This is a genomic window from Nonomuraea sp. NPDC050404, from assembly GCF_040655495.1.
Lineage (GTDB): Bacteria > Actinomycetota > Actinomycetes > Streptosporangiales > Streptosporangiaceae > Nonomuraea.
Genome location: NZ_JBFAKB010000049.1, coordinates 53,450 through 65,057 on the forward strand (window position 1 = coordinate 53,450; position 11,608 = coordinate 65,057).

Genomic DNA, 11,608 nt, shown 5'->3' on the forward strand with positions numbered 1-11,608 from the left:
CTGGTCAGAGATCGACATCGACGATATGAACGCTTCTGGCCAATACCGTGTAGGGTCGCCCTCGCAAGCCTCGTGGCCTCAGAACAGGCCAGCCTGAACTCCGGCTGATGATGGCAGCCGCTTGGGCGCCAGCCCACCCACCCGGTCAAGATCGAAAAGCGTGCGCCAGCGACCCGCCCGTCCGCCCTCAGCCACCAGATGCTCGAAGATGCGCGCCGTAGCCTGCACGTCCGGCATCGCCCGATGACGACGCGCAGGCGGCTCAATACGCAGATACCGCACCAGATCGTCCAGCCGGTGCGACGGCAGTTCCGGGTACAGCGCGCGGGCCAGTCGCACGGTGTCCAGCAGCGGGACAGCCGCCAGAACGGGACAGTGCGACCGTTGGTGGGCGATGAGCCCCACCTCGGTAGGCGCGTGGTGGGCAACCAGCCGGTACGGCGGCGCCGTGAGCCGACGGTCGAGCTCGACCATGACCCGCTCAGGGCCGGCAGCCGTGGCCAACATCGCCGCGGTGAGGCCCGTCATGCGCACGTCGAAGGCGGTGACGGGCACCTCGGCGGGCGGTGCGACCAGCGATTCAAAGCTCCACTGCTGCGACAGCCTGTCGCCGGCGACGGTGAGGGCGAGGACCGCCACCTCCACCGGAACGGCGGGCCGCCCGGCGGGGGTAAGCGCCTCGAAATCGATGACCAGGTAGGTGTGACGGGCAAAAGCGGCATCGCCATAGAGCGGCGAGGCGTCAGACATCAGCCGCCCCATGCCGCGGTGCGTTCGTTGCGGCTTCACCGCGAACCTCGCGCAGCCACCGATTGAACGCCTTCTGATAGCGGTTGCCGCGGTCGACAACGGCGTTTTCGTCGACGCCGGCGTTCGGCACCGGTTCGGGTCCGTCCCCCGGTCGCCACAGCGGCCCGCGCGGCTCGTACGCCGGGATGGTGTCGGTGATACCGTCCCATTCGGCGACCGTCAGTCCGGCGGCGGCCAGGGGCGGATCATGGGTGGCGTCCACCAGTGTCCACCGGCCTTCGATCAGCACCTCGACAGCCGAATGAACGTCCTCCCGTGACGGCAGCAGCCGTACTTCGGCCGGCCGGTCAGGCAGGTGATACAGCCACCGGACCCGCCGGGCCTGGTAACCGAGCGCCCGGAAGCCCTCGATCAGATAGGCGGACTTGGCCAGGCAGTCGCCCCGCCCGAGCGTCATCAACGTGTCGGCATCATGGGCGCCGTCCGTCGCATACGGCACGTTCCGCACGGCGAGGAACAAGGCGATCCGCTCAGCGCGCTCATCCACGTGCCGACGGTATCCCGGGGCTCCCCCGTACGCACCTCTGCACTGATGTCAGCAGGTCACGCTAGTTCGAAGGCAGGATCGAGGGCTACGTGACGCCGGGCTGTAGCCGAGCGTCGGGCCCGAACACGGCGATCCCATCCACGCCCGCGTCGCATCACCCTTTACTGACCGAGTGACAGAGACGAGCAAAGAAGGGACTCGCCCTTGAGTTCGGTACTCGCACGACCCCGATGCTTCATGCTGGGCGTGTCCCAGCATCGTTGTCGCTCATCTGTGAGGAGCCCTCTTGACCCGGTACGCCGTCGATCACCGTCGCAACGCCCTCATCGCCTCCTGGAGCATCGGGGCAGGCGACACCGCGGTGGACGTCGCCGATCTTCCTGCCGGGATCCCCAGCCACGATGCCCTCAATCTCGCCAAGGCCCTGACCCAACTCTCCGAGATTTGCTGGCGGTGCTACACCCACCCGGCCAGCGCCGCCGACAGCCACGAGCCCAACTCCGAAGGCGAACGCCGCCAGGAAGAACGCGACGCCTTCACCAATGTCCTCACCGCCTTGACGAACCCCAACCTGCCCTCCGACGGCTACATGATCCAGTCCTACATCCAGGTCGAAGAAGCCGCACATCAGGTCGGCCGCGCCCTGCACGCCCTCAACGCCGCCGAACTGACCACCCGCGTCACCATCGACGTCGGCGCCGAACTGGCCGCCATCGAACAAGCCGATCTGGGCAACCTCACCGAACGCGCCCGACAGGCCGTCACCCTCACCCGCGAAGACGCCTCCCCGCTCCAAGTCGCCCAAGCCCACAACCTGCTGCACGACCACCCCTTCGGCCCCGAAGCACTCTTCACCGACATCGACCCCGCCGCAGCCGCCATCGCCGCCGCACACTGGCTGGACGCCGCCGCCACCATCACCGCCGAATCCGCCGGACTCCCCGCCACCCAGATCGTGGTCGAAGCCGACCACATCGAGGCACTCCCCCACGAAACCCCCACCCTCATCCTGGAACTCATGGCCGACGGCACCTCACCTCGCCAGGCGGTGATGCCCCTGATCCGCGACGCCCTCCGGGTCGCAGAAGGCGAAATCCCCAACCTCACGGCACTCCAGCAGCACATCGCCACCTCCCAGCAACTGCTCGACAAGCAGCGCGAGGACCAGTCCGAGCTGAACCTGGACGCGCTCGGCCTGCGGATCACGCCGCTGGACCCCGCCCGCCCGGCCCTCGATCTTCTAGAGGACCTGCTCAGCGGCATCCGGGCCTGCTGGCTGCTGTACGCCGAAGACGCGACCGAGTTCGACGAAGCTGAAGACCTCGATGATGAGGAATGGCACAAGCGCCGGACAGCGGCGTTCTTCGCAGAAGTCCGGGAAGCGGCGGCTGCCGATTGCGAGCGCCTGCTGTAGCGATGCGTACCCGCAATGCCACCAGAGAGTTGGCCCAGGTGGGCGCTTCATCTCCGCTGCGCCCGATAGACGTCACAGCCTCGGCAGCAGACGCGGCCTACAAGCCAGAGTCATTCAAGTCGAGCACATGCGCGAGGGTCCGGGTGAGACCATCACCGGTAGCTTTCATCTGGCCTTCAGCCTCTCACCGTGATACGCCTAGCGATAATTGAGGTGTGGGGCTCGAAGACTTCCCGCCCAAAGTAGCCGACGATCCGACTCGTGGGCGACTCCGATGTCTGCATTACGCAACGCTGGCCTCATGGAAGGGAGCCCTCGGCGGGCTTGCGGGCCTGGATGCCGCGGTGACCCTAATCCGACTCGTGCATCGACAACTGGCGGTCTACGCCATGCAGGGGGTCAACCACGCTGCACTAGCATCTTAGTGGGTGGGCAATTTGCCCTACCTATTACATGGAGGTTTGCTCTCGGTCGTACAAGTTCATCAGTTAGCCTCTAGTCGCGGATGCTTTCGGAGAGCTCTGTGCGCGCCCGATCGCAATGCGCCAGTTGAACTACCCAGCGACCAGGAATTGACTCCCAAGTAAAAATGTTGCACATCAAGAATTGAGGTTCTATGGATTCCTGTAATATTCAAAAAGCTAAACGCTGGGGACCAAGCGCCATCGATCGAGCCTGGTTCGGGCGCGGTGTGGTGCAGGGCCTCGCGGAGGAATTACAGAGGCACTACAACGCCAACGGCGGGCGTAGGATCCCGGCGGCCCTAGGATGTGTGCCTTGGTTCGACAACGCCGCCATCGCGGAACTTCTGGCCGAGATGCCATGCTGCATAGTAGTGGACAAGCCAGGTCCTGACGAGTCCTTCAGTACGGCGATTCAGGAGTTGCAGGCACGCGGGGATAGCCTGTCCACCAGCGCCCTCAGCCCTCTTGGCGATCTCATGCCCCTGGTAGACGGTCATCCCTCTCTTATCGGTCCCTACAACAGCATGAGCGTGATGGTGGGCCCGGTACGACTTGCCGGGTACAGAGGACATCGCAGACGGGGGCCGCTACTTCACGCCAAGATACTCATCTTAGGGATTCTTTGGGACGATGATGAGGAGTTTACAGGCGACGTCTTCTTGCCACAGTCGGTGTGGCTCGGCAGTGCCAATTGGACCGATGCCTCTTCCCGGGGTCATCTAGAATTCGGCGTTTTATCTACAGATCGCGTCCTGGTTCGGGAAGCCTATGAATTCCTGACGGGCCTGCTATCCGTAAGCGAGCCCTTCGATTCTAAGACCTATCGGCCGACTCCAGAGTTGGCACCGGCCGAGTACGACGATGATGAATTCGGCAATATCATGTACACGCTGGAGGATTCTCGACCCGAGGATTCTGGTTGATCGAGCACGCAGCTTCACGGACGATCACCCCGGACGGGGAGAACGAGCGTCTCGGCACGGCGGTAGCTCGTCACCTGTGAGCGTAAGGCAGGCCGCAAGTCTTATCTTGCCGCGGCGTTTACAGACTGGGCTAAGTCCGCCCCCGGGCCCACCTGATGCAACTCTCGATGCCTCAAAGGGCAATGACGGCGATGACTCCGGACCGCCGACGGCGGCCGCGTACGGGTCCTGCGGCAAGGGAGCGCCGGTTCACGCTGCCCGCCCTCACCACCTCGCAGGTAGAACCGGTGAATCAAGGGTGGCCCACAACCTGGCCGACGAGTTGGCCAACCCCTAGCTGCCCTGACCTGGCATCCGAGCAACACGGATACTCCCTGCACGATGCCAGGAACCGCCAGCGTTGCGCTGTTTCACATCGAACGCGTCACCCACTGGCCACACTCACGCCATCGCACGCCAGAGAGCTGGGTGCCACCAGCCGGCGACTCCATCCGGCACGGACGCCGCAGCCCCGGTAGCCCACGCACCATCAGACCGACGGTTATGACCAGCCATAAAACAGGCTTGCACGCCGCCGATACATGCAGTGCCACTACGCGCGCGACCAGGCATGATCCCTATTTTCATGATCACCGCAATGGGCGTATTAGGCGTTACGTAACTTAATGCCCGATTTCCCGAGAGCCCCATCGACCGGGTATAACTAGCATCGCAGAAACTTCAGCTCCACCCTGGCTACGAAGGCTCTGTTAATAACGCGCGTCCTCAGACCGTACCGCACTGTGCGATGTAGGGCGCCCTACCAGCACCACGGCTTCTGGCTACTTTCTATTCAAGGCGGCCCAAGGTAGGTAGCAGGATGACAAGTAGGTCACCTGGAGACACGGCCTCGACTCACGGCATCGAGCCCGTACCCACTACTGTGCAACGCGCGGTGATTGCAGTGTGCCGCGATGCTTTCTACTTCCGCGACGACGTCCGCGCCGTATTTGTCCAAGCCGGTACGCCTCGAGCGCTCTACGACAAGTACGACGATCCCACGTTATACAGCAAGGCGAAGATCGCCAGGGCGGTATGGGATGAACTGGGCGATATGGGGACGCCAGGGCACGTCATCCAGAAGAAGGTGGTCATGGAGCTCTGCCGTATGAGACGCCCTCATAGCGACGCCTCGGATCAGCAGGCTGGCATGACGGCCATCGAAGAACTGAAGCATGAGGCGCAAGCGTCGCTGACCCTGGTTGACCCCGAGCGCGCCGCTGCGGAGGCACGGCGAGCAGCGAGTCAACGCAGGGCCACCGCCGTGCAAGAGCGTCAACACCGCCTAGGACAGCTTCGCATCAACTTCCTTACCCTCAGTAGTTTGGTCCCACGTAGCGATGGTGAACGGCAAAGCCGCGGCTATAAGCTCGAACGGCTTCTTACTGACTTGTGCCGCTTGCATGATCTGGAGTACAAGCCGCCATACCGAATCACTGGAGAGCAAATTGACGGTTCGTTCCACTTTCGTGGCTTCACCTACCTTGTCGAGGCGAAGTGGCGAAGCTCGACACCTACCGCCGGGGACTTGCTTGAATTCAAGGCCAAGGTCGATGGCAAGATCGACAGCACACGTGGCCTGTACATATCAATGGCCGGCTTCGACGACAATGTCCTGAACCATGCCTTCCAGGTCGCCCGCGGCACCCGTAACAATCTGGTTCTCATGGATGGTCGTGACATCGCACAAATCTTCGAGGGGCGCTTCGGCTTGATCGACGCGCTGACGTACAAGATCGATGCGGCCGAACAGGGAGGCAAGATGTGGCAGCCGCTTTTGTGAGCAGTGCCCTGCGCCGTAACCTCACAACTGTCGCAGCCCGACACGATATGGCGTAGCAACCTCGCCATGGCCTACCCGCGTAGGCGTCCGAGGGTACCGGCCTCGTTGCATGTCCATAGATGGGAAGAACACATTGCACATCGAGAGTATCGCTCTGAAGAACTTTCAATGTTTTGGGCCTGATCCAACGGCAATCGGCCTCAATGATGGGTTCACGGCGTTCATCGGCGCTAACGGCGCCGGCAAAACCGCAGCCTGCCAAGCTCTACTTCGGCTGTTCGGCATCGCCTCCAGCGAACGTGCTGTCCGCTCCGACGACTTCCATGTTCCTCCAGGAGAGGTCTCTCCACCTGACAGTCGGAGCCTCACTATCGAGGCAGTGCTTGCGTTTCCCGAACTGGAAGAGGGCAGCGACCTGAGTAAGGTCACAGTTCCCGAGTTCTTTCACCGCATGGCGTCCGCCGCTGATGGAACGTTCAAATGTCGCATCGTCCTGAAGGCGACGTGGGTGGCTGATGGCACTATCGACGGGTCAGTGACCGAAACGTGTGAAGCCGTCATGACTCTTGACGAGGAGTACGGCAGCGAGGCTGTCTATGCACTGACGGCAGCGGAGCGCTCCCGCATCCAGGTGCTCTACGTTCCCGCATCACGCGACGGCTCCCGTCAGCTTGCCGCGTTTTTGCGTAGTCGAATCTGGCGAGCGGCGCGGTGGTCTCAAGACCTTCGCGACCTCGTAACAACAACCACCGCAACGATCGCTAAGCGCTTCCACGCCGAGCCGAGCACCAGCGTCGTGGAAGCAGCGCTAGCACGTCGATGGCAAGAACTCCATGACGCAGGCACGGACGCCGTACCTCGGCTGCGCCCACTTGAAGGAGACCTGGCACAGCTGCTGCGCGACACTGAGCTGGTATTCGAGCCGACACACACAGGCAAGCCTCGATCAGCCGCCATGCTGAGCGATGGGCAGCGCTCTCTACTCCATCTGGCTCTCACCGCAACCGCTCTCGATATCGAAAGCGGCCTAGCTGCCGGAGTACACGCCAGTGAGTTCGATCTGAGCTCGGTTCGGCTACCCAGCTTGACCGTGGTCATCGTGGAAGAACCGGAAAACAGCCTGTCGCCGTTTTACCTGTCACGCATTGCCGGCCAACTAAAAAAGCTCAGTAACAACCCACGAACCCAAGCAATCATCGCCAGTCACTCTGCCGGAGCTCTGGCACGCATCGAACCTGAAAACATCCGGTTCTTCCGGTTGGCGGCCGATACTGGCACCGCGTCCGTCCGACCCATCACCCTTCCCGAAGAAAGCACCGAGGCTGGCAAATACGTACGCGAAGCGGTTAGAGCTCATCCTGAGCTGTACTTCGCCCGGTTCGTCGTCCTAGGGGAAGGCGACTCGGAAGAAGTAGTCATCCCTCGCATCGCCGAGGCACAGGGCATCGAGCTCGATCCGTCCTTCGTGGCGATGGTTCCGCTCGGCGGGCGCCACACCAATCACTTTTGGAAGCTCCTCAACGACCTTGGGATTCCCCATGCCACACTCCTGGATCTCGACTTCGGCCGTTCCGGGGGCGGGCCGGGGCGCTTGAGGGATGCCTGCACTCGACTGCTAGACCAGGGCATCGACGTATTGGCCAATCTGGACGGGTATACGAGCATCGCCGATATCACCGACGACATGAGCTACGACCAGGCCGAGAAGATAGCCACGCACTTGCGCTCCTTCGGCGTCTTCTTCAGCAGCCCTTTGGACCTTGATCACAGCATGATCCGCGCCTACCCCAATGCCTACAAGGTCCGCACCGGCAACGAGCGCGGCCCTAACGCTGCCGACGCCCGTGACAGCGTCTTGGGCGCCGATCACCCCGCCACCTCCTACTGGGATCCTGTAGATCAGGCGGAGAGGGCAGAGCGCGACGACGAGCTGCGCTGGTACCGATACTTGTTCCTGTCCCGGTCCAAGCCCAGCACCCACCTAAGCGCGCTCACACGCGTATCGCACAACGATCTGAAGCATGGCCCCGAGGTGCTCAACGCCTTGATCGCCTACATCCAGCGAAAGCTAGCCCTATGACCGGCAACCCAAGTTCGGTGCAAGACACCGACGCCTGGCGTCCGATCGGTATCAACGGCCTGGAGCCAGCCGCATGGCAGGTGGTGCGGTCGGCGGGTTCGAGCTCGGTCACTGCCGGTCCAGGTGCGGGGAAGACCGAACTGCTGGCCCAACGAGCTGCCTACCTCCTGCAGACCGGGGTATGCCCGTCCCCTCGGCGCATTCTCGCGATCTCCTACAAACGCGACGCCGCTGCCAACCTCGGCAACCGAGTCCGGTCCCGGGTACCCGAGCACGCCTGGCGGTTTGATTCTATGACCTTTGATGCCTTTACCAAAGGTCTCCTTGACCGATTCAGGCTCTCCTTGCCGACCAACTGGGCCATGCCTGACAACTACAGCCTCGAATATTTTTCTGCCAGCGACGTGGTGTCCTTTTTGGCGGAGCTGCCGCGGAACGCGCCTCCGGCGTTGCGGTTGGCGATTCAGATTTTCAACGCTAAGACCTTTCTTTCTCAGGTGGTGGGTGAATGGGATCTCCCACTCATACAATCCGAGGATGCGTTGATGGATCCAGTCGCCTTTGCCGCTCTTGCCTGATGGCGCCGACATTATCTAACTCCCGCACAGCCGCGACTCGACTTCGTCATGATCAATCGGCTGGCGGAGCTTCTGGTACGGGCCAATCCCCAGCTCCATCGTGCGATGCGACTAACCTACCCGTTTGTCTTCGTCGACGAATTTCAGGACACCACAGCGGCGCAGCTCTCCTTCTTGCGCGCACTGTTTGCCACGCAAAACGTTATCGCCGCAAAAGCCGCTCAACGGGATCCCGACCACCTCGCGGCTACCAGCGATGGCAACGCCGAGAGACCTGTGATCACCATCGTTGGCGATCGCAAGCAGCGCATCATGGGATTTGCCGGCGCACTCCCCAACGCCTTCGAGTCCTTCGCTGCAGAATTCGCTTCCGAGAGCCACGAGCTCACCTGGAACTTCCGCTCATCAGAAGCACTGGTGGAACTGCAGCATATCGTCGCCCGCAGGCTGGACTCCGAAGCGGTACAGGCGATCTCCATGGCACGGCACCAACCTATGGATGAGCCAGTCGGCCTATGGACTTTCGGCAACCGCCAGAGCGAAGCGCGGACCATCGCCGCGTGGATAGCCGACGACATCGCCTCGTCCAACCGCACAGCGGCAGACTACGCACTCGTCGCACGGCAAAAGGTCGCCGATATCGATCCCCTCTTCCAGTCCGAGCTAGCCCAACACGGCATCCGTCTGCGCAACGACGACGCCAACGTCGGAAAGATGAAGCTACAGAACCTCCTAAAGAACGAGGTGGCCAGACTCGTCATCGGGTTGCTACGCCTCGCAGCCACACCCACCGGACTCCCACAAGTCTGGATGAACGTGACCACCGCCATGGGCCATATTCGCGGAGCGACAGGGGATGAGACGGCTCTCCGAACGCTCAGCGACGAACTCACCGGTCTCATCGTCGCGCTACGCAGTTGGCTCAACGAGCATCCCCCAAGCCAGGCGCACCTTACCGAGGCTTTGGAGCGAGTAGTGGCCGGCGTCAGCTTCGACGCCCTCAGCCGCTACAACCGGGACAGGGACCTTCCGCAAATCCTGGAGAGCGTTCATGCGCGGCTCCAGCAGGTCTCTGGCCCAGCACTCTGGCCAGCCCTCCTGGAGGAGTACGAAGCCGCAGACGCCGTCAGCTTGCTGACCGTCCACCGCAGCAAGGGCCTGGAATACCACACCGTCTTCTTCCTAGGGCTCGACGAGGAGCAATGGTGGGCGCACACACGGGACGTCCAAGGATCAACATCGACGTTCTTCGTGGGACTGTCCCGCGCAGCGCAACGACTGGTCTTTACCAGCACATCCCCGACTGCCCGTGCAGGCGGAATCGCTGACCTATATGAGCTGCTTGATCAGGCTGGCGTTGACGAACGAGTGCTTACAGCTCAGGCATGGGTCCCCGGCATAGGCCAGTCGTACGTGGGAACGGGGCCTTAACGCCTCCACGGAGACCATTCTTTTTGGCCGGGCGAACCTCGCCCAGCGTCCGAGACAACAGGGCAAGGTTTGTCAACGGCAGGGCCAAATCACGTACAATCGGGGCCTGCAGCTGGCCGTACCGGGGTTATCCCGCCCGACAGGACGGTTCGATTCGCCGTGTCAATTCCCGCCCCCCGGCACTGGATTAAGGTCCTCGCCAGCGCGAGCATGCTCCTCCCGAAGAATCCGCCGCGCTGCCGCAGGCGAACGCGTTCGCTGATCGGTTCGTCGCCACGCTTCAGCGCGAATGCCTCGACCACGTTCTGGTCCACGGTGAGCGGCACCTGGACAGGTCCTGGCTGAGTACGAGCGCCACTGCAACCAGCACCGTCCACATTATGCGCTGTCACTACGCCAACCCCTTCACGACACAGCCGAGGTGGTCGATCTCACCGCTCGAATACCACAAAAAGCGCCGTCTGTAGTCTGATCTTCGATCATCGCAGAGTCGCTTGACGATGCGCGTAACCGCAGGCAGCGCTATGAGCGAGTTTGGCACCGAGCGGGGGTGGCATCGTATCAGGAGCGTTCTTTGAGCCTGGTCAGGAACGTACGTACCAGGTTGTCCAGCTTAGAGTCATCGGTGGTATCCTCAACGAGGATACGCTCGATTTCTAATATCCCACTGTCTTTCCATTGGCGATCTCGGCTCATGTCCGCTGCAAGTCGAGCTCGATGGTGTGGGCCGTCAACCTCTATCATCCCAACCTTTCCTGCGCGAGCCACAAGGAAATCTGGAGTTTTAGAGAGGCCGGTAACCGGACGGCCGAAAGGTAGTGGAAAGATAGCGATCGTTGCATTTGTGGGCAATGCCTTCTGGGTTCGCTTGAGTGCTTCGTATACTCGGACCTCTTCCAGAGACTCGAACGTGAATCCGTCCCGCCGAAGATTCGGATTGGGATTGGTTATTTTCGCGGCATGATTGGTCACCGACTTGTCGGACAGTCTTGACGAGAGAGTCTCACGCCAGTACTTGTCAACCTTGGGAAGCGCGGGACCAACACGCAGGCCATCCACGCTCTTGCCGTGCCGCGAGAGAACAGGTTGCAGTACGTCCCAGATCTCCTGCCTCAGATCGTCGTCGTTCTCAAATCGATCTAGCAGCCATCCTGGAACATTGAGCTGAGCGTACACGTATTCATCGTTCCATGCCTCTTCTGACCCAAACGACAGGCTTTCTGCGTCTAGAAGTGCAGCTGCCGCTTGCGCTTTGCCTCGCTCCTGGAGAATGAACGCAGTCTGAGACAGCGCCTGTTCCTCCATACTCATCAAATCTTCTTCGTGAGCGCCGTCGGCCGATCTGTCCGTATTCTGTGACACGCCACCATTGTAGATGTCCTGGCCAGGCTTGTAACTCCAACAGTTCTGTACCGATCTCGATCGATCTTGGAGCGGTAGTAATCAGTTTGATTCATCACCATGTCCGGAACCCGGATACTCGGCACCTGCCTCTGGAGCAACCAGTGAACCTATTTCAGGCTCACGCGGCTTGGGCAGCGCGATGGTTCTGAAGGACGGCGATGGCCTTACAGAGGTGGCCGGCCTTTGACGGGCTGC

The 11,608-nt window shown here is 61.6% G+C and carries 9 protein-coding genes; 6 read left to right on the plus strand and 3 right to left on the minus strand.

All coding sequences use genetic code 11. The features are described 5' to 3' along the window. Positions 1 to 78: 78 nt before the first annotated feature. Positions 79 to 750, minus strand: a complete 672-nt coding sequence (locus AB0I81_RS60945) for a 3'-5' exonuclease (protein WP_360679089.1) — start codon at positions 748 to 750, stop codon at positions 79 to 81. Next, complete coding sequence (locus AB0I81_RS60950; protein WP_360679092.1) at positions 743 to 1,297, minus strand: transglutaminase family protein; 555 nt, start codon at positions 1,295 to 1,297, stop codon at positions 743 to 745. Before AB0I81_RS60950 ends, AB0I81_RS60945 begins: the two co-directional genes overlap by 8 nt. A gap of 286 nt (positions 1,298 to 1,583) precedes the next feature. Here AB0I81_RS60950 and AB0I81_RS60955 point away from each other — a divergent pair, with 286 nt between their 5' ends. The 6 genes from AB0I81_RS60955 (at position 1,584) to AB0I81_RS60980 (ending at position 10,009) form a co-directional block, all read left to right on the plus strand. Further along, positions 1,584 to 2,711 (plus strand): hypothetical protein, encoded by a 1,128-nt coding sequence (locus tag AB0I81_RS60955; RefSeq protein ID WP_360679094.1) that lies wholly within the window; start codon positions 1,584 to 1,586, stop codon positions 2,709 to 2,711. A gap of 616 nt (positions 2,712 to 3,327) precedes the next feature. Continuing rightward, positions 3,328 to 4,098 (plus strand): hypothetical protein, encoded by a 771-nt coding sequence (locus AB0I81_RS60960; protein WP_360679096.1) that lies wholly within the window; start codon positions 3,328 to 3,330, stop codon positions 4,096 to 4,098. 922 nt (positions 4,099 to 5,020) lie between these two features. Then, complete coding sequence (locus AB0I81_RS60965) at positions 5,021 to 5,920, plus strand: hypothetical protein (RefSeq protein ID WP_360679098.1); 900 nt, start codon at positions 5,021 to 5,023, stop codon at positions 5,918 to 5,920. 109 nt (positions 5,921 to 6,029) lie between these two features. Further along, positions 6,030 to 8,000, plus strand: coding sequence for an AAA family ATPase (locus AB0I81_RS60970; RefSeq protein WP_360679101.1), 1,971 nt, complete (start codon positions 6,030 to 6,032; stop codon positions 7,998 to 8,000). Continuing rightward, a complete protein-coding gene (locus tag AB0I81_RS60975; RefSeq protein ID WP_360679104.1) occupies positions 7,997 to 8,578 on the plus strand; it encodes a UvrD-helicase domain-containing protein in 582 nt (193 codons plus the stop codon). Before AB0I81_RS60970 ends, AB0I81_RS60975 begins: the two co-directional genes overlap by 4 nt. A gap of 48 nt (positions 8,579 to 8,626) precedes the next feature. Further along, the gene (locus AB0I81_RS60980) at positions 8,627 to 10,009 is read left to right on the plus strand and encodes a 3'-5' exonuclease (RefSeq protein WP_360679107.1); all 1,383 of its coding nucleotides are present in this window, start codon (positions 8,627 to 8,629) and stop codon (positions 10,007 to 10,009) included. 561 nt (positions 10,010 to 10,570) lie between these two features. Here the strand turns inward: AB0I81_RS60980 and AB0I81_RS60985 are convergent. Continuing rightward, complete coding sequence (locus AB0I81_RS60985; protein ID WP_360679109.1) at positions 10,571 to 11,371, minus strand: hypothetical protein; 801 nt, start codon at positions 11,369 to 11,371, stop codon at positions 10,571 to 10,573. Positions 11,372 to 11,608: the final 237 nt, after the last annotated feature.

What these genes read in the sequence shown, in the direction of transcription:
- AB0I81_RS60980 (WP_360679107.1), top strand. Translation starts at nt 8,627, where the DNA reads ATGATCAATCGGCTGGCGGAGCTTCTGGTACGGGCCAATCCCCAGCTC.
- AB0I81_RS60970 (WP_360679101.1), top strand. Translation starts at nt 6,030, where the DNA reads ATGTCCATAGATGGGAAGAACACATTGCACATCGAGAGTATCGCTCTG.
- AB0I81_RS60945 (WP_360679089.1), bottom strand. Translation starts at nt 750, where the DNA reads ATGTCTGACGCCTCGCCGCTCTATGGCGATGCCGCTTTTGCCCGTCAC.
- AB0I81_RS60960 (WP_360679096.1), top strand. Translation starts at nt 3,328, where the DNA reads ATGGATTCCTGTAATATTCAAAAAGCTAAACGCTGGGGACCAAGCGCC.
- AB0I81_RS60975 (WP_360679104.1), top strand. Translation starts at nt 7,997, where the DNA reads ATGACCGGCAACCCAAGTTCGGTGCAAGACACCGACGCCTGGCGTCCG.